This is a genomic window from Pseudonocardia sp. C8 (genome assembly GCF_014267175.1).
Lineage (GTDB): Bacteria > Actinomycetota > Actinomycetes > Mycobacteriales > Pseudonocardiaceae > Pseudonocardia.
In genome coordinates this window covers 4,061,709-4,082,645 of the sequence record NZ_JACMTR010000002.1, presented here as the reverse complement: position 1 = coordinate 4,082,645, position 20,937 = coordinate 4,061,709, and the positions used below count along the sequence as shown (strand labels likewise).

General features: G+C 74.9%; 20 protein-coding genes, 1 pseudogene and 1 riboswitch. Of the genes and pseudogenes, 11 read left to right on the top strand and 10 right to left on the bottom strand.

Annotated features, from left to right (window positions below; genetic code table 11):
• The first annotated feature begins 33 nt into the window (after nt 1–33).
• The 7 genes and pseudogenes from rsfS to H7X46_RS29890 form a co-directional block, all read left to right on the top strand.
• Nucleotides 34–417: a ribosome silencing factor gene (gene rsfS, locus H7X46_RS19455; RefSeq protein WP_186360761.1), complete on the top strand. Its 384-nt coding sequence runs from the start codon at nt 34–36 to the stop codon at nt 415–417.
• On the top strand, nt 414–1,034 hold the full coding sequence (locus H7X46_RS19450) for a histidine phosphatase family protein (protein ID WP_186360760.1): 621 nt from the start codon (nt 414–416) through the stop codon (nt 1,032–1,034). The genes rsfS and H7X46_RS19450 overlap by 4 nt, the downstream gene beginning before the upstream one ends.
• The gene (gene octT, locus H7X46_RS19445; protein ID WP_186360759.1) at nt 1,027–1,770 is read left to right on the top strand and encodes a diglucosylglycerate octanoyltransferase; all 744 of its coding nucleotides are present in this window, start codon (nt 1,027–1,029) and stop codon (nt 1,768–1,770) included. Before H7X46_RS19450 ends, octT begins: the two co-directional genes overlap by 8 nt.
• The gene (locus H7X46_RS19440; protein ID WP_186360758.1) at nt 1,767–3,224 is read left to right on the top strand and encodes an FGGY family carbohydrate kinase; all 1,458 of its coding nucleotides are present in this window, start codon (nt 1,767–1,769) and stop codon (nt 3,222–3,224) included. The genes octT and H7X46_RS19440 overlap by 4 nt, the downstream gene beginning before the upstream one ends.
• A gap of 9 nt (nt 3,225–3,233) precedes the next feature.
• Entirely contained in the window at nt 3,234–4,094 is an 861-nt protein-coding gene (locus H7X46_RS19435; RefSeq protein WP_186360757.1) for a DegV family protein, read from the top strand.
• Nucleotides 4,095–4,221: 127 nt separating this feature from the next.
• A complete protein-coding gene (locus H7X46_RS19430; RefSeq protein WP_186360756.1) occupies nt 4,222–5,343 on the top strand; it encodes a helix-hairpin-helix domain-containing protein in 1,122 nt (373 codons plus the stop codon).
• A pseudogene (locus H7X46_RS29890) lies at nt 5,340–6,791 on the top strand (ComEC/Rec2 family competence protein); the annotation flags it as partial. The gene H7X46_RS19430 and the pseudogene H7X46_RS29890, both read left to right, overlap by 4 nt.
• Nucleotides 6,792–7,811: 1,020 nt before the next feature.
• Here the strand turns inward: H7X46_RS29890 and thrC are convergent.
• Nucleotides 7,812–9,077: a threonine synthase gene (gene thrC, locus H7X46_RS19420; RefSeq protein ID WP_186360755.1), complete on the bottom strand. Its 1,266-nt coding sequence runs from the start codon at nt 9,075–9,077 to the stop codon at nt 7,812–7,814.
• 6 nt (nt 9,078–9,083) lie between these two features.
• A riboswitch (SAM riboswitch) is annotated at nt 9,084–9,238 on the bottom strand.
• A 130-nt stretch (nt 9,239–9,368) separates the two neighbouring features.
• Here thrC and holA point away from each other — a divergent pair.
• Entirely contained in the window at nt 9,369–10,355 is a 987-nt protein-coding gene (gene holA, locus H7X46_RS19415; RefSeq protein WP_186360754.1) for a DNA polymerase III subunit delta, read from the top strand.
• Between the two features lie 69 nt (nt 10,356–10,424).
• On the opposite strand, the gene rpsT is transcribed toward holA, so the two are convergent.
• On the bottom strand, nt 10,425–10,688 hold the full coding sequence (gene rpsT / locus H7X46_RS19410) for a 30S ribosomal protein S20 (protein ID WP_186360753.1): 264 nt from the start codon (nt 10,686–10,688) through the stop codon (nt 10,425–10,427).
• A gap of 265 nt (nt 10,689–10,953) precedes the next feature.
• On the opposite strand from rpsT, the gene mscL reads away from it, so the two are divergent.
• Nucleotides 10,954–11,460 carry a large conductance mechanosensitive channel protein MscL gene (mscL, locus tag H7X46_RS19405; protein WP_222131363.1) on the top strand — a complete coding sequence of 169 codons (507 nt, stop codon included), beginning with the start codon at nt 10,954–10,956 and terminating at the stop codon, nt 11,458–11,460.
• Nucleotides 11,461–11,563: 103 nt separating this feature from the next.
• Nucleotides 11,564–13,426 (top strand): translation elongation factor 4, encoded by a 1,863-nt coding sequence (gene lepA, locus H7X46_RS19400; protein WP_186360752.1) that lies wholly within the window; start codon nt 11,564–11,566, stop codon nt 13,424–13,426.
• 59 nt (nt 13,427–13,485) lie between these two features.
• Here the strand turns inward: lepA and H7X46_RS19395 are convergent, their stop codons facing one another.
• Nucleotides 13,486–13,953 carry a MarR family transcriptional regulator gene (locus H7X46_RS19395; RefSeq protein WP_186360751.1) on the bottom strand — a complete coding sequence of 156 codons (468 nt, stop codon included), beginning with the start codon at nt 13,951–13,953 and terminating at the stop codon, nt 13,486–13,488.
• Nucleotides 13,954–14,165: 212 nt separating this feature from the next.
• A complete protein-coding gene (locus H7X46_RS19390; protein ID WP_186360750.1) occupies nt 14,166–15,131 on the bottom strand; it encodes a zinc-binding dehydrogenase in 966 nt (321 codons plus the stop codon).
• 44 nt (nt 15,132–15,175) lie between these two features.
• Between H7X46_RS19390 and H7X46_RS19385 the strand changes: the two genes are divergently transcribed.
• A complete protein-coding gene (locus tag H7X46_RS19385; RefSeq protein WP_186360749.1) occupies nt 15,176–15,352 on the top strand; it encodes a hypothetical protein in 177 nt (58 codons plus the stop codon).
• A gap of 1 nt (nt 15,353) precedes the next feature.
• On the opposite strand, the gene H7X46_RS19380 is transcribed toward H7X46_RS19385, so the two are convergent.
• The 6 genes from H7X46_RS19380 to H7X46_RS19355 all read right to left on the bottom strand — a co-directional run bounded on the left by H7X46_RS19380 (nt 15,354) and on the right by H7X46_RS19355 (nt 19,831).
• Nucleotides 15,354–16,205, bottom strand: a complete 852-nt coding sequence (locus H7X46_RS19380) for an NAD-dependent protein deacetylase (protein ID WP_186360748.1) — start codon at nt 16,203–16,205, stop codon at nt 15,354–15,356.
• A 24-nt stretch (nt 16,206–16,229) separates the two neighbouring features.
• Nucleotides 16,230–17,024 carry an enoyl-CoA hydratase family protein gene (locus tag H7X46_RS19375; protein ID WP_186360747.1) on the bottom strand — a complete coding sequence of 265 codons (795 nt, stop codon included), beginning with the start codon at nt 17,022–17,024 and terminating at the stop codon, nt 16,230–16,232.
• Nucleotides 17,025–17,043: 19 nt separating this feature from the next.
• The gene (locus H7X46_RS19370; protein ID WP_186360746.1) at nt 17,044–17,304 is read right to left on the bottom strand and encodes a hypothetical protein; all 261 of its coding nucleotides are present in this window, start codon (nt 17,302–17,304) and stop codon (nt 17,044–17,046) included.
• Between the two features lie 266 nt (nt 17,305–17,570).
• Entirely contained in the window at nt 17,571–18,479 is a 909-nt protein-coding gene (locus tag H7X46_RS19365; protein WP_186360745.1) for a sulfite exporter TauE/SafE family protein, read from the bottom strand.
• Between the two features lie 164 nt (nt 18,480–18,643).
• Nucleotides 18,644–19,546: a sulfite exporter TauE/SafE family protein gene (locus H7X46_RS19360; protein WP_186360744.1), complete on the bottom strand. Its 903-nt coding sequence runs from the start codon at nt 19,544–19,546 to the stop codon at nt 18,644–18,646.
• A gap of 132 nt (nt 19,547–19,678) precedes the next feature.
• On the bottom strand, nt 19,679–19,831 hold the full coding sequence (locus tag H7X46_RS19355; RefSeq protein WP_186363005.1) for a hypothetical protein: 153 nt from the start codon (nt 19,829–19,831) through the stop codon (nt 19,679–19,681).
• Between the last annotated feature and the right edge of the window lie 1,106 nt (nt 19,832–20,937).

The window sequence follows — 20,937 nt, the reverse complement described above, 5'->3', positions numbered from 1 at the left end:
GAAGCGAACGGACACCGGGAGACGTGAGGCGCAGTGACGGCATCACCCGACGCGATCGAGTTGACGAAGGTGGCGGCCGCCGCCGCGGCGGACAAGAAGGCCGTCGACATCGTCGCTCTCGACGTGTCCGACCAGCTGGTGATCACCGACTGCTTCATGCTGGCATCCGCGCAGAACGACCGCCAGGTCCAGGCGATCGTGGAGGCGGTCGAGGAGAAGCTGCGGGAGCGCGGCAGCAAGCCGACCCGGCGCGAGGGTGACGCCGACAACGGCTGGGTGCTGCTCGACTTCACCGACATCGTCGTGCACGTGATGCACACCGACCAGCGCGGGTTCTACGGTCTGGACCGGCTGTGGAAGGACTGCCCGGCCATCGAGGTGCCGGCCAGCCAGCCCCCGGCCGGGGACGACGAATGACGCTGCGCCGCGTCACCCTGCTCCGGCACGGCCAGACCGAGTTCAACGCGGGCCACCGGATGCAGGGCCACCTGGACACGATGCTGACCGACGAGGGGCGCGCCCAGGCCGCCGCGGCGGCGCCGCTGCTCGCCGGGGCCCGGTTCGACCGGATCATCACGTCGGACCTGACCCGCGCCTACGACACCGCGTCCGCCGTAGCCGAGGCGACCGGGCTGCCGCTGTCGGTGGACAAGCGCCTGCGCGAGACCCACCTCGGGAGCTGGCAGGGCCGCACGGTCGCCGAGATCGAGGTCGAGCAGCCCGGCGCGATCGCGGCATGGCGCTCCGACCCGCGGTGGACTCCGCCCGGCGGCGAGTCCCGTGTGGACGTCGTCAAGCGCGCACTGCCGGTCGTCGAGGAGCTGGACGCCGAGTACGCCGACGACCCCGAGTACCGCTCGGTGCTGCTCGTCGCGCACGGCGGGATGATCGCCGGCATGGTGTGCGGCCTGCTCGCGCTCCCCGAGTCGGCGTGGCCGGTGATCGGGGGGATGGGCAACGCGAAGTGGGCCATCGTCGCCCGCCGCGACGACCACCCGCGCTGGCGGCTCTCGGGGTACAACATCGGTGCCTGACCTGCTGGTCCTCGGCGACTCGCTGGCCTTCCACGGGCCCGAACGCCCTTGCCCGGCCGACGAGCCGCGGCTCTGGCCGAACGTCGCCGCGGCCCGGCTCGGCGGGACCACCGAGCTGGTCGCCCGGGCCGGCTGGACCGCGCGGCACGCCTGGTCGGCGCTCACCGGCGACCCCCGCGTGTGGGCGGCCCTGCCCCGGGTGGACGCGGTCGTGCTCGGCGTGTCCGGGATGGACACCCTGCCCTCGCCACTGCCGACCGCGCTGCGCGAGCTGATCCCGGTGCTGCGGCCGGCACCGCTGCGCCGGGCGGTGCGGGCCGGGTACCGGCGGGCGCAGCCGGTGCTGTCCAAGGCACAGGCCCGGCTCCCCGGCGGTGGCCCGGCCACCCTGCCGTCCCGGCTCACCGTGGCCTACCTGGAGCAGTGCCGGGCCGGCATCCACGCGTTGCGGCCGGGGCTGCCCGTCGTGGCGCTGCTGCCGTCGGTGCACCGGGCCGCGGACTACGGGTTCGCCCACCCGCACCGTGCCGCCACCGACGCGGCGATCCGGGCCTGGGCGGCTGCCGCGGCGGACGTCGTGCTGCTGGACGTGCCCGCGCTCGTCGCCGGCCACGTGCTCGGCGGGCACGGCAACCCGGACGGCATGCACTGGGGCTGGGCCGGGCACCGAACCGTCGGCGACGCGCTGGCCGAGCGGCTGGAACCGCTGCTCGCCCGGCCCGGGGCCGCGTCGTGAACCTGCTCGGCATCGACCTCGGGACGACCTCGGTGAAGGTCGCGGTGTTCGCCCCGGACGGCACCCGTGTCGCCGCCGCGACCCGCCGGCACACCACCCACCGGCCGGCTTCCGGGCACGCCGAGCAGGACCCCGCCGACTGGTGGGCCGGGCTGACCGGCGCGGTGGCGGAGCTCGCGGCCGCCGGGGCGCTCCGCGACCTCGCCGCCGCCGGAGTGTGCTCGCAGGTCAACACCCACCTGGTCACCGACGTCGCGGGCGAGCCGCTGCACCCGGCGATCACCTGGCAGGACGGCCGGTGCGCCACCGTCGCCACGACCCTCACCGACGGGCTGTCCCCGCAGGACCGGGATCGGGTGCGGGGCGGGCTCGGCACCGTCGACGCCTCGCACCCGGCCGCCCGCGCGGCGTGGCTCGCCCGGCACCGGCCCGAGGTGTGGGAACGCACCGGGCGGCTGCTCGCGCCCAAGGACTGGCTGCTGCACCGGCTGACCGGCGCCGCCGTCACCGACCCGCTGTCGGCGGTCGGGCTGGTCGGCCCGGACGGCACCTACCCGGAGTGGCTCGACCTGCTCGTCCCCGGCCTGCGGGACCTGCTGCCGCCGCTGGCCGACCCGGCGGCGGTCGCCGGCGAGACCACCGGCGCCGGCGGGCTCCCGGCCGGGCTGCCGGTCGCCGTGGGGACCATGGACGCCTGGTCCGCGCTGCTCGGCGGCGGGATCGCCGCAGCCGGGGACGCCATCGACGTCGCCGGGACCTCGGAGGTCCTCGCGATGGCCGCCGAGCCCGGCGGTGGCGCGCCGGGTGTCGTGAGCTTCCCGCCCTGGCGCGGCCTGCACGTGCACGCAGGCCCCACCCAGGCCGGCGGCGATGCCCTGACCTGGGCCGCCGCCACGCTCGGCGCCGGGGTGGAGGACCTGCTCGGGCTGGCCGCGACCGCGGCCCCGGGCTCCGGTGGCGTGCTGTTCCTGCCGCAGCTGGCGGGGGAGCGGGCACCGCTGTGGGATCCCGAGCTGCGCGGGCACTGGCTGGGTGCGACGTTCGGCACCGGCCGTGCCGAGCTCTCCCGGGCCGTGCTGGAGGGCGTCGCGCACGCCGCGCGGCACGTCCTCGGGCCGCTGGAGGACGCGGCGGGGCGCCCGGCGGCGGCGCTGGCCGTGTGCGGCGGCGGCGCCGGCAGCGACCTGTGGTGCCAGGTGAAGGCCGACGTCCTGGACCGCCCGCTGCGCCGCACCGCCGAGCGCGACGCCGGGGTGCTCGGAGCCGCGCTGCTCGCCGGCCTCGCGACCGGCGCCGGGCACTCCGTGGGCGAGCTGGTGGCCCGCATGGTGCGGGTGGAGCGCGAGTTCGTCCCCGACCCGCGGGTGCGCGGCCGGCTCGACGACGCGCACGGGCGCTACCGGGCCGCCCAGCAGGCGCTGGCGCCACTCTTCCGGGCCCGTCCGCACGGGTAGGGTCCCGGCGTGCCCAGCTCGCCGGTCGCCGTGGTCACCGACTCCACCGCCTACCTCCCGCCGGGGGCGGCGGACAAGCACGGTGTGCACGTCGTCCCGCTGGAGGTGCGGCTCGGGGAGCGGACCGCGCGGGACGGCGTGGACGTCAGCCCGGCGGAGCTGATCACCGCGCTCGCCGACCGCAACCTGCTGGTGCAGACGTCCCGGCCTGCCCCGGCGTCGTTCGCGGCGGCCTACCGGGAGATCCTCGCCGCGGGCGCGGAGGAGATCGTGTCGGTGCACCTGTCCGGGGAGCTGTCCGGCACCTGGGAGGCCGCCCGGGCCGCGGCGCAGGAGGTCGCGCCGGACCGGATCCGGGTCGTCGACTCCCGGACGATCGCCATGGGCCTCGGGTTCGCGGTGCTGACCGCCTGCGACGTCACCGAGAGCGGGGCGGACGGGGCGACGGCGGCTGCCGCCGCGGCCGCCGTGGCGGCCCGCTGCCGGGTGCTGTTCGCCGTCCAGGACCTGGAACGGCTGCGCCGCGGCGGGCGGATCGGGGCGGCGTCCGCGCTGGTCGGCGGGGCGCTGGCGATCAAGCCGGTGCTGCATCTGTCCGAGGGCCGGATCGCGCCGCTGGAGAAGGTGCGGACGGCGGCACGGGCCACGGATCGGCTGGTCGCGCTGGCGCTCGCGGCGTCCGGCGGGCCGGGCACCCGGCTGGCCGTGCACCACCTGGGGGCCGAGGAGCGGGCCGAGGACATCGCCGACCGGCTGCGGGAACAGCTGCCCGACGCCGCGGAGCTGCACGTCTCCGAGGTCGGGGCCGTGATCGGGGCACACGCCGGGCCGGGACTGGTCGGGGTCGTGGTGGTCCCCGCCGGTTCGTAGCACACTCCACCGACGGTTCCGGGCCGCGGCAGCGTCCGCCGGCCCGGCTGTCCCCAACCGGCCGGTACGTCCACAGGCGCGCGGATCGCCGGGGACCGCGGGCCGGTCCGTCCCTACCGTCGACGCCATGACCAGGACCGACGGCACCCGGGACGCGGCCCGGCGGCTCGCCGGGCTGGACGGGCGCGTCGTGGTGCCGGTGCGCCCGGCCCCGCCGCCCGGCCGGCTGGACCCGCCGACGGTGCCGCTGCCACCGCCTCCGGTCCCGGGCGGCGCCGGGGTCCGTTCCCGGGGTGGCCGCGGCACCGGTCCGGCCGCGCCGTGGCCGGCCGCCGGAGACGATGCCACCGCCGGTCGGACCGGTCCGGATGTCCTGCGGCCGGATGGCCACGACGGGGTCGGTGGCGGTCGCACGGGGCCGGGTCGCGCGGCGCCGGGGATCGGCGACGACCTCTCGCACGGCGGCCGCCCGTCCTGGGCACGCCGGATCGCCCTGCGGTGGCTGCCGCCGTCGCTGGCCGGCGCCCGGGTCGATCCGGGGCGCCCCGGTGCGCTGGCGCTGGTCGCGGTGGTGCTGGTCGGCGCGGTGGTCGCGGGCGTCGGCGTGTGGGCGAACCGGCCGACGGCGCAACCGGTGGCCGGGCTGCCGCCGGTCACGGCCGCGCCCGCCCCCGCGGGGCCGTCGCCCGCCGGCGGGCCGGCGCCGGGCGACCCGGTGGCCGCGGCCCCGGTGACGACGGGCCCGCTCGTGGTCAGCGTCGTCGGGAAGGTCGCCCGGCCGGGGCTGGTCCGGGTCCCGGACGGCGCGCGGGTCGCCGACGCCGTCGGTGCGGCCGGCGGGGCGCTGCCCGGGGTCGATCTCGCGGTGCTCAACCTGGCGCGCCGGGTCGGTGACGGTGAGCAGATCGCGATCGGCGTCCCGCCCGCCCCGGACGCCGCCCCGGTGCTCCCGGCACCGGGCGGGGAACCGGCCTCCGGCACCGAGCCGGGCCCGGCGGCCGGCAGCAGCGGCACCGGCAGCGGTGGCGGCGCGGCCTCCGGCGGGCCGGCGACCGGCGGCAAGGTCGATCTCAACAGCGCGACCGCAGCGGAGCTCGACGCGCTGCCCGGGGTCGGTCCGGTCACCGCCACCAAGATCATCGACTGGCGCACGGCGAACGGGCGCTTCAGCCGGGTGGAGCAGCTGCGCGAGATCGAGGGCATCGGCGAACGCCGGTTCGCGCGGCTCCAGCCCCTGGTGACGGTATGACTGCCCGCGACGACGAGGACGACGACCGTCCCGCCCCGCCCGACCTGCGGCTCGTCCCGGTCGCGCTCGCCACCTGGGCCGCGCTGCTGGCCGGGCTCGTCGGCGGACCGGCCGGCGGGATCACGGCCGCACTGCTGGCGGCGACCGCGGTGCTCACGGCGCTGCTGCGGTCCCGGATCAGCGCCCGGGCCGCGGCGCCGGCGTCGACGCTCGTGGCGGCCGGGGGCTGCGCCGTGGTGGCGGCGGTGCTGGTGACCGGGCACGCGTCCGCGGTCGCCGGGCACCCGCTGCGGGCACCGGCCGACCGGGGTGCCGCCGCGGAGATCCGGGTGGTGCTCACCGACGACCCGCGGGTGCTGCGCACCCGCGGCGGCGGGGACGAGTCCGGTGCGGCCCGGGCGACCGTGCTGGTCCCGGCCGAGCTGGTCGCGGCCACGACGGGGGACACCCGGTACACGACCGGCGGGAAGGTCCTGCTGCTGGCACCGGCCGAGGCGTGGGCCGGTCTGCTCCCCGGGCAGGAGGTGTCCGCCGCCGGCCTGCTCGCGCCGCCGCAGCGCCCCGACCTCACCGTCGCGGTGCTTCGCGTGCGCGGCGCACCGCAGGACGTCACCTCGCCGCCGTGGTGGCAGACCGTAGCGGGATCGCTGCGCGACGGGCTGCGGGACGCGGCCCGCTCCGCGCTGGCCGAGGCACCGGCCGGGCTCCTGCCGGGGTTGGCGATCGGTGACACCCGGGCCCAGCTCGCCGAGACCGAGCAGGACTTCCGCACGGCCGGGCTCGCGCACCTCGTCGCCGTCAGCGGGGCCAACGTCGCGATCGTCACCGGAGCGGTCCTGCTCCTGTTGCGCGCGTTCCGCGCCGACCCCCGGATCGCCGCCGCGGCGGCGCTGCTCGCACTGATCGGGTTCGTCGTGCTCGCCCGCCCCTCCCCGTCGGTGCTGCGGGCCGCGGTCATGGGCGCCGTGGTGCTGCTCGCACTCGCGGCCGGGCGGGCCCGGTCCGCGGTGCCCGCGCTGGCCGCCGCCGTGCTCGGCCTGCTGCTGTACGACCCGGCGCTCGCCGTGGACGCCGGGTTCGCCCTGTCGGTCGTCGCGACCGGTGCGCTGGTCCTGCTCGGACCCGGCTGGACGGCGGCGCTCAAGGCGAGGGGGGTGCCCACCGGGCCGGCCGAGGCACTGGTCGTGCCGGTGGCGGCGGCGCTCGCGACGGCACCGCTGATCGCCGGGTTGAACGGGCATGTCGGCCTGGTGAGCGTGGTGGCGAACCTGCTCGCCGCCCCGGCGGTGGCCCCGGCGACCGTCCTGGGTGTGCTCGGCGCGGTGCTGTCCCCGCTCGCGCCGGACGCGGCCTGGTGCTGTGCCCGGCTCGCCGGGCCGTTCGTGCACTGGCTGGTGCTGGTCGGGGACCGGGCCGCAGCCGTGCCCGGTGCGACCGTGCCGTGGCCGGCCGGGACCGGTGGGGCGCTCCTGCTGGCGGCGCTGCTGCTCGGGCTGCTCGCGATGGGCCGGCTGCCGCGGCTGCGGGCGCTGCTCGTCGCGCTGGCGGTCGGCCTGCTGGTCGTGCTGGTCCCGACCCGGTTCGCGGCCCCCGGCTGGCCACCCGCCGGGTGGCGGGTGGTCGCCTGCGACGTCGGTCAGGGCGACGCGCTCGTGCTCGCCACCGGGACCGCCGGGCACGCCGTCCTGGTCGACACCGGTCCGACCGACGACGCGGTCGACGCCTGCCTGGACCGGCTCGGCGTCCGGGTGCTGGAGCTCGTGGTGATCACCCACTTCCACGCCGACCATCACGGCGGCCTCGCCGGGGCGCTGCGCGGCCGGGCGGCGGGTGGGGTCGCCGTGGGACCGGTCCGCGATCCGGTGTCCGCGCTGCGGGAGATCACCCGGATCGCGGGCGCGGCCCGTGCACCGGTCGTGGGGCTCGCACGCGGCGCCGTGCTCGGCTGGCCGGGCCTGCGGCTGGACGTGCTCGGCCCGCCGCACCCGCCGCCGTCGGTCGACGGCGAGGACGGCACCGCGGTCAACGACGGTTCGCTGGTCATGCGCGCCCGGACCCCGGCCGGCACGGTCCTGCTCACCGGGGACGTCGAGCTCGCGGCCCAGGACGACCTGCTCGCCTCGGGCAGTGACCTGCGGGCCGACGTCCTCAAGATGCCCCACCACGGCTCGCGCAAGGTGGTGCCCCGGCTGCTCGACGCCGTCCGGCCGCGGGCCGCGCTGATCAGCGTCGGCAACGGCAACACCTACCGGCACCCGAACCCCGAGCTCGTGGACCGGCTCCTGCGGGCCGGAGTCGTCGTCGGCCGCACCGACCGGGCCGGGGACGTCGCGGTCACCGGGGACGACCCCGGCGGGCTGACCCTCGTCTCCCGCGGCGACCCGCGGCCCGCGCCGGGGCGGCGCGGGCGCGGGACCGGGTGGCGCGGGGCCGCCGCCCGGCGCGGCGGGCGGTGGCTCCGGAGCGGCTCAGCCCCGCTGCGCCAGCGCCTCGCGGACGGCGGCGCTGGTGGCCGGCACGGTCGCCGTCGGACCGACCTGGCCGGACACCGCGTCCAGGGTCTTCAGGCCGTCACCGGTGATCATCAGGACGGTCTCGGCGTCCGGGTCCAGCTTGCCGGCCTCGAGCAGCTTCTTCGTGGTCGCCACCGTGACCCCGCCGGCGGTCTCGGCGAACACGCCCTCGGTCTCGGCGAGCAGCCGGATGCCGGCGACGACCTCCTCGTCGGACACGTGCCCGACCGAGCCGCCGGTGCGGCGCACCGAGTCCAGGACGTACGGGCCGTCGGCCGGGTTGCCGATCGCCAGCGACCGGGCGATCGTGTCCGGCTTCTGCGGCTGGATCACGTCGTGGCCGGCCTCGAACGCCGACGCGACGGGCGAGCAGCCGGTGGCCTGGGCACCGAACACGGTGTACGGGGTCGGCTCGACCAGGCCGAGCTTCCCGAGCTCGGTGAACCCCTTGTCGATCTTGGTGAGCTGGGAGCCGGACGCGACCGGGACCACGACCTGCTCCGGCAGCCGCCAGCCGAGCTGCTCGGCGACCTCGAAGCCGAGCGTCTTGGAACCCTCGGCGTAGTACGGGCGGACGTTGACGTTCACGAACGCCCACTCCTCGTGCTCGGCGGCGAGCTCGGTGGCGAGGCGGTTCACGTCGTCGTAGTTGCCGTCCACCGCGAGCAGCGTGCCGCCGTACACCGCGGTGGTGACGATCTTGGGCTGCTCCAGCGAGGACGGGATCAGCACGACCGAGTCCCAGCCGGCGCGCGCGGCGGCGGCCGCGACGGCGTTGGCCAGGTTGCCGGTCGACGGGCAGCAGAGCACCGAGAAGCCGAGCTCGCGGGCGGCGGCCAGGGCCACCGCGACCACGCGGTCCTTGAACGAGTGGGTGGGGTTGCCGGTGTCGTCCTTGACCCACACCTTGCGGACGCCGAGGGCCCGCGCGAGGTTGTCGGCCTCGATGAGCCGGGTCAGGCCGGGCTCGGTGTTCGGGTACTCGTGCACGGTGGACGGGACCGGCAGCAGGTCCTTGTAGCGCCAGATCGACTTGGGGCCGGCCTCGATCGCGGCCCGGGTCACCGCCGGGAAGTCGTAGGCCACCTCCAGCGGCCCGAAACACTGCGGGCAGGCGAACTCCGCCGCCAGCGGTACCTGGTGACCGCACTCCCGACAGGACAGGGCACGCGCGGAGCCCAGGTCGTAGGCGGTGGATTCGGGCGCAGCAGTGAGAGTCACGAGATCTCCTCATCTGTCCCGCCGGGGTCGGCGGGTCGGAATTGGCACCGTGTTCGTCGACGTCCTCACCGCGCGGGGATGCGCAGGTGTGGGCGGATCGTCGCTCGACGCCGGTTGCCGGGGCTTCAACGGGCCGTTCCCTCTGCCCCTCTGGATGAGCCATATGCGGTTGTGGACCCGGCCAAGATCAGCGCGGATCGACGGAGACGTTACGCGACGCGGTATGTGGCTGGCCAGCCGATCCGGCCCGATCGGGACGCGGCTCACCGGTTGTCGGGGGCGTGGGCCACGATGGGAGGCGTGAGCAGGAGCCGTGCCGCCGAGCCGCCCGCCCCGCTGCAGCTGGTCGTCGGCGAGGAGGAGTTCCTGGCCGAGCGGGTCGTGTCGGACCTGGTCCGGCGCGTTCGCGACCAGGATCCCGAGGTGGAGCTGCGCCGCTTCCGCACCTCCGAGGTCGCGCCCGGCGAGCTGGCCGGGCACCTGAGCCCGTCGCTGTTCGCGGAGGGCCGCGTGATCGTGCTCACGCACGCCCAGGAGGCGACCAAGGACATGATCGCCGCGATCGCCGACTACGCGCGGGACCCGGCCGAGGGCATCGTCCTGGTCACCCAGCACGCGGGCGGTGCCAAGGGCAAGGCGCTGCTGGACCTGATGAAGAAGGCCGGCGCGCACGTCACGACCTGCAACCGGATCACCCGGGCCGACGAGCGCTCCGACTTCGTGCACGCCGAGGTCCGGCGGCACGGCGGCAGCATCACCCCGGGCGCGCTGGCGGTGCTGGTCGAGGCCGTCGGCTCGGACCTGCGCGAGCTCGCGTCGGCGGCCGGCCAGCTCGTCGCCGACACCGGAGGAAGGATCGACGAGGCCGGGGTGCGCCGCTACCACCGCGGCCGGGCCGAGTCGTCCGGGTTCGCCGTGGCGGACGCCGCCGTCGCCGGCGACCGCCGGGGGGCGCTGGAGGCGCTGCGGTGGGCGCTCGTGCTCGGCGTGCCGCACGTGCTCATCGCCGACGCGCTGGCCGACTCGGTGCGCACGCTCGCCAAGGTGGGCTCGGCCGGGCGCGGCGACCCGAACCGGATGGCGGGCGAGCTCGGCATGCCCCCGTGGAAGATCCGCAAGGCGCAGGGCGTGGTCCGGCAGTGGCGCCCGGAGCAGCTCGCCGTCGCGATCGCGGCGACCGCCCAGGTGAACGCCGACGTCAAGGGCGTCGCCGCCGACCCGGAGTACGCGCTGGAGCGGGCCGTGCTCGCCGTCGTCGACGCCCGCGGCGCCCGCTGACCGGGCGCACACACGACGACGGCGCCGCCCCGGGCGGGGCGGCGCCGTCGTGCGGTGAACCGTGCGGGCTCAGGCGCCGATCTTGTTGAGGCGCTTGGCCATGGCCGACTTGCGGTTCGCGGCCTGGTTCTTGTGGATGACGCCCTTGCTGGCCGCCTTGTCCAGGGCCCGGGCCGCCTTGCGCTGCAGCTCGGCGGTGTTCTCCGCGCCCTGGTCCGCGGCCTCGCGGAAGTGGCGGATGGCGGTCTTGACCGAGGACTTCACCGACTTGTTGCGCTGCCGGCGCTTCTCGTTGGTCTTGACACGCTTGATCTGCGACTTGATGTTGGCCACGTCTGCCTCTGGTCTTCCTGCCTGCTGAGTTCGGCTGGTCTGCTCGAGTCCGGTCCGCTCCGGCGGCACCGAACGGACGTACCGTTCCGGGCGAGCACGCCGAGCGCTCAGCGATCGAGGCTACCAGCGGGACCGGCCGGCCCCGGCGGCGGGGTCTCGCGTGCCGACCGGCGTCACGGGACGTCGCGGCCGTGCGCGGCACGCTACACGACCGTGACGAGCCGGCGACCCGGCTCGGCTACCGTTCCGGCACCCACTTGGCCGGATGCGCATACGCCGGCCGGACGACGAGGAGGCGACCGTGAAAGCTGCCTGGACCGAGTTCAAGGCCTTCGCGCTCAGCGGGAACATGTTCGACCTGGCACTCGGCTTCATCATCGGCGCGGCGTTCTCCGCGCTGGTCGAGAGCCTGGCGGGCGACGTCATCATGCAGCTGGTCGCGGCGGTGTTCGGCCAGCCGGACTTCTCCGCGCTGACCGTCACGCTCAACGACTCGGAGATCCGCTACGGGGCCTTCCTCACCGGGCTGGTCAACTTCCTGCTGCTGGCACTGGTGCTGTTCGGCATGGTCAAGCTGATGAAGCGGGTCGGCCTCGGGAACTTCCGCGCCCAGGGCTCGCGGGAGTGCCCGTACTGCAAGGAGTTCGTGCCGGTCGACGCGCTGAAGTGCAAGTACTGCACCGCGGACGTGGAGCCGGAGCTGGTCGACGAGGAGACCGCCGAGCTGCTGGCCGCGCGCCGGGCCGCGACCGAGTCGCGCGGCGACGGGTGAGGCCGCGCCGGTCCCGCGCCCGCCGGGACCGGCGCCCCCGTCCCGTCACGACATGGGACGATGGGGCGGACCCGCCGCACACCCGAAAGCCGAGTACAGCCGAGTGACGACGTACGCCGACCGCACGTTCACCCCGCCGGAGCGCATCCGGAACTTCTGCATCATCGCCCACATCGACCACGGCAAGTCGACCCTGGCCGACCGGATGCTGCAGGTGACGGGCGTGCTGCAGGCACGCGACTACCGGGCCCAGTACCTGGACCGGATGGACATCGAGCGCGAGCGCGGCATCACGATCAAGGCGCAGAACGTGCGCCTGCCGTGGAACGCGAAGAATGCCGATGGCGTCGCCACCGACCACGTGCTGCACCTCATCGACACCCCCGGCCACGTCGACTTCACCTACGAGGTGTCCCGGGCCCTGGAGGCGTGCGAGGGCGCGATCCTGCTCGTCGACGCGGCGCAGGGCATCGAGGCGCAGACCCTGGCCAACCTGTACCTGGCCATGGAGAAGGACCTGCACATCATTCCGGTCCTCAACAAGATCGACCTGCCGGCCGCGGACCCGGAGCGCTACGCCGCCGAGATCGCGCACATCACCGGCTGCGACCTGGGTGACGTCCTGCGCTGCAGCGCCAAGACCGGCGAGGGCGTCGAGGCAGTGCTGGACGCCGTCGTCGCGCAGGTCCCGCCCCCGGTCGGCGAGGCCGACGCCCCCGCTCGCGCGATGATCTTCGACTCGGTCTACGACACCTACCGGGGCGTCGTGACCTACGTCCGCGTGGTCGACGGCAAGCTCACCCCGCGCGAGAAGATCAAGATGATGTCCACCGGCGCCGAGCACGAGCTGCTCGAGATCGGCATCGTCTCGCCGGAGCCCAAGCCGTCCGAGGGGCTCGGGGTGGGCGAGGTCGGTTACCTCATCACCGGCGTGAAGGACGTCCGCCAGTCGAAGGTGGGCGACACCGTCACCACCAAGCGCCACGGCGCCGAGCACCCGCTGACCGGGTACCGCGAGCCGCAGCCGATGGTCTACTCGGGGCTCTACCCGATCGACGGCTCCCAGTACCCGGACCTGCGCGACGCGCTGGACAAGCTCCAGCTCAACGACGCCGCGCTCACCTACGAGCCGGAGACCTCGGCCGCGCTGGGCTTCGGCTTCCGCTGCGGCTTCCTGGGCCTGCTGCACCTGGAGATCACCCGGGACCGCCTCGAGCGCGAGTACGGCCTGGACCTGATCTCGACCGCGCCCAACGTCGTCTACCAGGTCACCACCGACGACGGCGAGCAGCTCGAGGTCACCAACCCGAGCGACTGGCCGGAAGGCAAGATCGCCGAGGTCCGGGAGCCGATCACCAAGATCACGATCCTGGCGCCCTCCGAGTTCGTCGGCACGATCATGGAGCTGTGCCAGAGCCGGCGCGGCCAGCTCGGGGGCATGGACTACCTGTCCGAGTCCCGGGTCGAGCTGCGCTACACCATGCCGCTCGGCGAGATCATCTTCGATTTCTTCGACGCGCTGAAGTCCCGCACCCGCGGGTACGCCTCGCTGGACTACGAGGAGGCCGGCGAGCAGGCCGCCGACCTGGTGAAGGTCGACATCCTGCTGCAGGGCGAGCCGGTGGACGCGTTCTCCGCGATCGTGCACAAGGAGTCCGCCTACGCCTACGGCACCTCGATGGCGACGAAGCTGCGCGAGCTCATCCCGCGCCAGCAGTACGAGATCCCGATCCAGGCGGCCGTCGGCTCCCGGATCATCGCGCGGGAGACCATCCGGGCGATCCGCAAGGACGTCCTCGCCAAGTGCTACGGCGGGGACATCTCCCGCAAGCGCAAGCTGCTGGAGAAGCAGAAGGAGGGCAAGAAGCGGATGAAGACGATCGGCCGGGTCGACGTCCCGCAGGAGGCCTTCGTCGCCGCGCTGTCCACCGGTGGGGGCCAGGCCACCGAGAAGCCCAAGAAGTAGTGGAACGGGCCCGGCTCCGTGGCGGAGTCGGGCCCGATGGGTCGTGGGGACGGGGAGCTCTACACGGGGGAGCCCGCGCGGGGCCCGGGGATCGTGTCGCAGGCGGCGGCCCGGGAAGCGGGGCTGCGGCGCGGGGAGAGGATGCGCTGCACCCGCTGGCAGACCGACTCGACGACGGTCCGGCCCTCGGCCGACAGGTGCACCAGCACCCGGCGCCGGTCGAGCGGGTCCGCCGACCGGTAGGCCAGCTTCTTCTCGACGAGGCGGTCGACGATGCGGGTGGCCGTCGGGGCGGGCAGCGACGTGTGGCCCGCGATCTCGCCCATGCTGCGGCCGGTGCCGCGGGCGAGCATCAGCAGGACCCGCCAGCCGTCACGGCTGACGTCGGTCGCGGACGGGTTGGTGGACAGGGCTGTGGCCACGGCGTGGTCGACCCGGTCCAGGAACTCGACGACACCCGCGGCTCCAGGCGCCGGGGCGGCCATGGTGGCCGTCCCCGACGCCCGTCGACTGAAAGGCTCGGTCACGATGACGCACTGTACTTGTCATTCGCCCGAAATCCGACAGTCTCCTGCGGAAACCGGGTCCGCGCGCCCGGCGGTCGTCACACTGCGGTGAGGAACACGGTTCCCGACCAGCACTGATATATGGCGGGGACCGCCATCCGGGTGCATCACGACTGCATCACACCCGGATCACGTAACACCTCGGGGGTGCGACACGATCACCGCCGTACACCTCACCGGGTGAGGACGATCTTCCCGGCGGTCCGTCCGTCCGACATGGCCTCGAACGCCTCGGGCGCGGACGTCATCGGCAGCTCGGTCCCGATCTCCGGCTCGATCCCGGCCGTCGCGACGAACTGCATGAGGTTGGCCAGCTCCTCGCGGGTGCCCATGGTCGAGCCGAGGACCTCGAACTGCAGGAAGAACAGCCGCTGCAGGTCCGCCGGCGGGTTCGGGCCCGACGTCGAGCCGCAGATGACGATCCGGCCACCCGGCCGGAGCGCGCGCATCGAGTGCTTCCAGGTGGCCTCGCCGACCGACTCCATGACGGCGTCGACCTTGCCCGGCAGCTTCGCGCCGGACTCGAACGTCGCGTGCGCGCCGAGCCGCTCGGCCAGGGCGCGCTTCTCCTCGTCGCGCCCGGTGACCCACACCTGGAACCCGGCGGCACGGGCGAGCTGGACCAGCGCCGTCGAGACCCCGCCCGAGGCGCCCTGGACGAGCACGGTCTGCCCGGGCACGAGCCCGGACTTCGTGAACAGCATCCGGTACGCCGTCAGCCACGCCGTACCGAGCACGGCTCCCTGGGAGGGGGTGAGCCCCTTCGGCGCCGGGATCGCGTTGCGGGCCGGCACGATCACCCGGTCGGCCATCGTGCCCTGGTGGCGCTCGGTGAGCAGGGTGCGCTTCGGGTCGAGCGTCTCGTCCCCGCGCCAGTCCGGGTCGCCGATGATCGGGTAGAGGACGACCTCGGTGCCGTCGTCGAGGGTTCCTGCGCCGTCGCAGCCCAGGATCATCGGGAACTGGTCGGGTTTGATCCCGACGCCGCGCAGCGTCCAGAGGTCGTGCATGTTGAGGCTGGCGGCCGAGACGTTCACGGAGACCCAGCCCTCGGGGACCTCCGGATCGGGCCGCTCGCCCACGACCAGGGACTCGAGTGGAGCGTCGGCGTTGGGCTCCTTGGCGTACACAGCGAACATGGGCCCGAACCTAACGCCTCGGTGCGGGGGCTACCGTGTGGAGTGTGCGCACGATCATCAACGCCTGGGACGCGTTCGAGCTGTGGCTGACCCAGCTGCCGTTCGTGTTCCAGGTCGTCTTCGTGACCGTGGTGGTGCTGCCGCTGTGCGCGCTGCTCGCCATCGGCATCGACCGGGCCACGCAGCGGTTCGACCGGGCACCCGACCGGCGCGACCCCTGAGTCAGACCGGCAGGGCGGCCAGCGCCCCCAGCACCTCCGAGCAGCCCGCGTCCACCCGGACGTCGGCCAGCACGTCACCGCGGGTGGCGCCCCGGTTCACGATCACCACCGGCACCCCGGCCCCGCGGGCCGCACGGACGAACCGCAGCCCGGACATGACGGTCAGGGACGACCCCGCGACCAGCAGCGCGCCGTCGTGCGGGGTCAGCGACCCCACGAGCGCGTAGCAGCGGGACACCCGCTCCTTCGGCACGTTCTCCCCGAAGAACACCACGTGCGGTTTCAGCGACCCGCCGCAGCGCGTGCAGGGTGCGACCCGGAACCCGTCGGTGATCTCGACGGCGGCGTCACCGTCCGGGGCGGTCTCGACCTCCGCGCTGTGGGCCTCGGTGAACCCGGGGTTCAACGCCGTCAGCCGGGCCGCCAGCTCCTCGCGCGCGGAGACCCGGCCGCAGCCCAGGCAGACGACCTCGTCGATCCGGCCGTGCAGGTCGATCACCGCACGGTGCCCGGCGGCGGCGTGCAGGCCGTCGACGTTCTGGGTGATGAGCCCCTCGACGATCCCGGCGGCCTCGAGCGCGGCCAGCGCCCGGTGCCCGGGGTTCGGGTCGGCGCGGCGCATCCGGGCCCAGCCGACGTGGCTGCGCGCCCAGTACCGCCGCCGGGCGCGCTCGCCGGACACGAACTCGTCGTAGGTCATCGGGTTCCGCGGCCGCGACCCCGGGCCCCGGTAGTCGGGGATCCCGGAGTCGGTGGACAGGCCCGCGCCGGTGAGGGCGACCAGCCGGCGTCCGGCGAGGAGCTCGAAGGCCGCGCCCGGGTCGGTGGTGACGCCGCGGGCGGGGGAGGTCATGGCACCAGGATAGGTGCGGTCGGATCAGTCCTGCGGCACCCAGGACGGCGTCCGCTTCTCCGCGAAGGCCCGGATGCCCTCCTGCCCCTCCTCGGAGGCGAAGTACGACGCCGACAGCGCGTTCATCGCCGCGAAGTCGTCGGCCATCGTCGCGGGACGCTCGCGGCGGAGCATCTGCTTCGCCCCGGCCAGGGCGCCGGGCGCGCCGAGCCGCAGCATGCGCGTGTAGCGGGTGACCTCGTCGTCCAGGTCGTCGGCCGGCACCGCGCTGTTGATCAGTCCGATCCGGGCGGCGCGGTGGGCGTCGAACGTCTCGCCGGTGAGGAACAGCTCGTGTGCCGCGCGGGCGGACAGGCGCGGCAGCACCGTGACCGAGATGACCGCGGGGACCACCCCGATCCGGACCTCGGAGAAGGCGAACGTGGCGTTCTCGGCGGCGACCGCGACGTCGCACGCGGCGACCAGGCCGATGCCGCCTGCGCGGGCCGGGCCGGCCAGCCGGGCGACGACCGGCTTCGGCGACTCCCACAGCGTCGCCAGGATCCTCGGCACCTCGGTCACGCCCTGCTGCTGCGCGTCCGCGCCCTTCGACTCCTTCAGGTCCATGCCGGCACAGAACACGGTGCCGGTGTGGGACAGGACGATCACCCGTACCGCGTCGTCGGCGATCGCGGCGTCGAGGTGTGCGAGCAGCTCCCGGCGCAGCTGCGCGGAGAGCGCGTTGCGGTTGTGCGGGGAGTCCAAAGTGATCGTCGCGACGCCGGCGGCGACGTCGAGGTGGACGAGCTCGGCGCGGGGCGTGTCAGCGGTGAAAGCCACGCGGAGAACCCTAGATCCCTCAGCTCCGTTGCTGGCGGGGGAGCGTGCGCAGGACGGCGAGGTGCTGGTCGAGCTCGGCGGCGATCAGCTCGGCGTGCAGCCCGGCGCAGCCGCCGTCGTGTGCGGCCAGCGCGCGGTGCCGGCGGACGAGGTCGTCGAGGGAGTCCAGCAGCCGGTCCACGGCCGTGCGCGGTGCGGTCGCCTCCGGCACCGGCTCGGGAGCGGGTGGGTCGGAGGCCGCCGATGCGCCGTCGAAGGGACGGGTCAGCTCTGCGGTCATGTCGACGTTCTCCGTTGAACGTGTCGGGGGCGTGATCGTGCTTCGCCCTCCGTTGTACCCGTCATGGTCGAGTTTTACGCGCTGTAGAACCCGGTTGCGACGGAAGACACGGTGACCGGGCGCGACCTGTCGGTGACCGGTCGTGATCATCGCGGGTGCGGAGGGTGACGTCGCGCCGGACGGGTGAGCGGACGTCCCCCGAACCGGCTCGAGGAGCACCGGCGCCGGGCCGGAGCTCCTCGAGCCGCCTGCTGACGAGGCTGGGGTCAGGACGTGGTGGCGCCGGCCTCCTCGGGAACGGCCGCACCCTCGACGCGGCTGCGGCGCACGCGCGCCACGGCGACCGACAGCGCGGCCACCCAGCCGGCGACGATCACGAGGTAGGTCGCGATCGTCGTCGGGGCCGCGACGTCCAGCGCCCGCAGGATGGTCCGGGCGTTGGTGAGGATGATGATGCCGCCGACCGCGGTGCCCAGTACCGGTGCCGGGAGCCTGGTGACCAGCCACGCCGCGAGCGGTGCCGCGACCACGCCGCCGAGCAGCAGCCCGCCGACGGTGAACGGGTCGAGGACCTCGTGGCCGAGCCCGACCAGGAAGCCGACGCTGGCGGCCACCGCGACCAGGAACTCCGAGGTGTCGACCGAGCCGATGACGGTCCGCGGCGCGGTCCGCCCCGCACCCAGCAGCGCCGGGGTGGAGACCGGGCCCCAGCCGCCGCCTCCCGAGGCGTCGACGAACCCGGCGACCAGGCCGAGCGGGGACAGGAACGCCGCACCGTGCGGGGACCTCCGTGCGGTCGCGACCTTCGGCGGCCGGACCGAGAAGCGCAGCAGGATGTAGACGCCCAGCGCCAGCAGGATCCCGGACATGTACGGGGCGGCGTCCTCGGTGGACAGCGCGGACAGGACGGTCGCACCCAGGAACGCGCCGATCGCACCGGGCACGCCCAGCTTGGCGACGAGCTTCCAGTCGACGTTGCCGAACCGCCAGTGGGCGGCGCCGGACGCGATCGTCGTGCCCACCTCGGCCAGGTGCACCGAGGCACTGGCGGTGGCCGGGTTGATGCCGGTCACCAGGAGCAGGGACGTGGACGTGACGCCGTAGGCCATGCCGAGGGCGCCGTCGACCAGCTGGGCGGCGAGCCCGACCAGCGCGAAGACGATGAGTGTGCGCACGTGGGAGTTACCTCTCGTGATGGGGCCGGCGAGCCGTGCGGTGCCGGCCGAGGTTCGCTCGGCGGGCGCGCGGTGCCGGGGTGGTGCTCGGCGGGCCGCGCGGGGTGCCGGGGTGTCGCTCGGCGGGCCGCGCGCGGTGCGGGATGTCGATCGGCGGGCCTCGCTCAGCTGACCGGGTCGAGGCGGCGGTCCGGCTCGGCGGGCGTCGCGGGCTGCTGCCGGCGCGGAAGCAGCGCGACGGTGACGACGACGGCGATCGCGGTCCCGATCAGCACGCCGGCCTGGCCGACGCCCAGCAACGCCAGCGCCGAGGCGAGCAGCACCGCGGTGACCACCGGCTTGATCAGGCGTCCGGAGCCGGCCGACGAGGCGACGGCACCGAGCCAGACCCCCGGCAGCGCACCGGCCAGCAGTGCCACCGCCAGCCCGACCTGCACGTCACCGAAGAACAGGTGGCCCAGGGTCGCGGCGGCGACGAGCGGGATGGCCTGCACGATGTCCGTCCCGACCAGCCGCGACGGGTGCAGCTGCGGGTAGGCCAGCAGCAGCATCGCGATGATCAGCGAACCCGCACCGACCGACGTCATCCCGACCGCGAGGCCGCCCACCACACCGATCAGGACCGTCCGCACCGGGCGGACGTCGATCGGCACGTCGTGGTCGACCGCGTTGTCGCGGCGGGCACGCCGGTCCATCACCTGCCGGAACAGCGTGGTCAGAACCGATGCGACCAGCGCGATCCCGATGACGACCTTCAGCCGGTCCTCCACCCCGACCCCCTTGCCCAGCATCCCGACGATCACCGCGCCGAGGAACCCGGCCGGGACGCCACCCAGCACCAGCCAGCCGGTGAGTCGCCAGTGGACGGTGCGGCGCCGCGCGTGCACGGCCGCCCCGACCGGCTTCATGACGAGCGAGGTGAGGAGATCGGACGAGATCGCCGTCAGCGGGCTGACCTTGAAGACCAGGACCAGCAGCGGCGTCAGCAGGGCACCACCGCCCATGCCGGTGAGCCCGACGAGGAACCCGACGAGCAGTCCGGCGAGAGCGAGGGAGGGGTCGAACATGATCCTGCTTCCTGGGCGTGCACGGGCGTCGGGACGCGGGCGTGCGCGATCCACCCGATGACCGCAGGGGAGCGGCCCGGGCGTGCGGGGGCGGGCGGCGGGACGGTGCCGCTGGACGTCAGCGGGAGTGCGTCAGCAGGCGCGACAGAACTCGTCGAACGCGTGCATGCGCCGCGACGGCCAGAACCGCTCGAGGTGCGCCACGAGGTGCCAGGAGACCGCCGGGTCCGACGCCGAGCGGCCGGACACGGCGGTCCGGTCGGCGGTCGTCTCGGTCGCGGTCACCCCTCAATGGTGAGCTGCGGATCCGGGCACGACAAGTCGTCGTCCGGCGGGCGGGACGATCGCGGAGGTGTCCGGACACGTTGCTCCGGCAGTGCCGTGACCTGGGCGAACAGGGTTGCTCCGAACGGCCCGGAACGCCCACGGACCGGGCATCGTGGCCGAGGCCACTCCGGGGTGGGCGACGGTGCCGGCCGCACCGCGCACGTCGGCCGCCTGTCGCCCGTCCGCGGCGGAGGTCGGCGGTGCCGCCGCTCGCCCGTCTCTGCTCACCGCCAGGGAGGACACGAAGGCGACCGACGGGGTCGGCTGCGGTGAGACGCGCGATTCGGCCTGCGCCGGGGCACAACGGTGGGCGTCGACCGGTCGGGCCCCGGCAAGGGACACGATGCCGCCTCCGGTGTGCCGATCGACGGGTGTGGCGGCGAGATGCACGGTTCGGCCCTCGATGGGGCGAGATCGAGTTGATCGACGGGGGCTCCGGTGAGGCGCACGTTGGCGCCTCGCCCGGGGCGCGTTCGTGCTGATCGACCGGGACCGGCGGTACCGGCGGCGGCGAGATGCACGATCCGGCCCTGGCCGGGGCGGGTTCGTGTTGATCGACGGGTGTGGCGGCGGCGAGATGCGCGGTTCGGCCTTCGGTGGGGCGCGTTCGTGTTGATCGACCGGAGTCGTTCCGGTGAGTTGCACGTTGGCGCCCCGCCGGGGGCGGGTTCGTGCTGATCGACCGGACCGGCGGCGGCGAGAGGCACGGCCCGGCCCTCGGAGGGGCGGGTTCGTGCTGATCGACGGGGTCGGCCGTGGCGAGAGGCGCGGTTCGGCCCTCGATGGGGCATGACCGTGCTCATCGAGTGGGACCGGTGGCGGCGAGATGCGCGGTCCGGCCCTCGGAGCGGCGGGACGGTGCTGATCGACTGCAGGTCGGGCCATGAGCGACCCGAGCGAGGGCCACGCCCGCCCGGCAACCCCGCCGAGATGCACCTGAGCGCGAATTGTCGATCTTCGGCGAACCGTGGGCTGCCTCTCGGCGAGGGCCGGGCACGCCACGGTCCGGCCGCGTCGCCCTGGCGCGCCTGTGCCGCGTTCCCGCCTTTCGCGTGCCGCGTGCG

Coding starts and splice junctions, on each gene's coding strand:
- H7X46_RS19370 (WP_186360746.1), bottom strand. CDS start 17,304: ATGACCGCAGAGCTGACCCGTCCCTTCGACGGCGCATCGGCGGCCTCC.
- mscL (WP_222131363.1), top strand. CDS start 10,954: ATGCGCATACGCCGGCCGGACGACGAGGAGGCGACCGTGAAAGCTGCC.
- H7X46_RS19450 (WP_186360760.1), top strand. CDS start 414: ATGACGCTGCGCCGCGTCACCCTGCTCCGGCACGGCCAGACCGAGTTC.
- holA (WP_186360754.1), top strand. CDS start 9,369: ATGGGAGGCGTGAGCAGGAGCCGTGCCGCCGAGCCGCCCGCCCCGCTG.
- H7X46_RS19430 (WP_186360756.1), top strand. CDS start 4,222: ATGACCAGGACCGACGGCACCCGGGACGCGGCCCGGCGGCTCGCCGGG.
- H7X46_RS19390 (WP_186360750.1), bottom strand. CDS start 15,131: ATGTTCGCTGTGTACGCCAAGGAGCCCAACGCCGACGCTCCACTCGAG.
- H7X46_RS19380 (WP_186360748.1), bottom strand. CDS start 16,205: ATGACCTCCCCCGCCCGCGGCGTCACCACCGACCCGGGCGCGGCCTTC.
- H7X46_RS19360 (WP_186360744.1), bottom strand. CDS start 19,546: ATGTTCGACCCCTCCCTCGCTCTCGCCGGACTGCTCGTCGGGTTCCTC.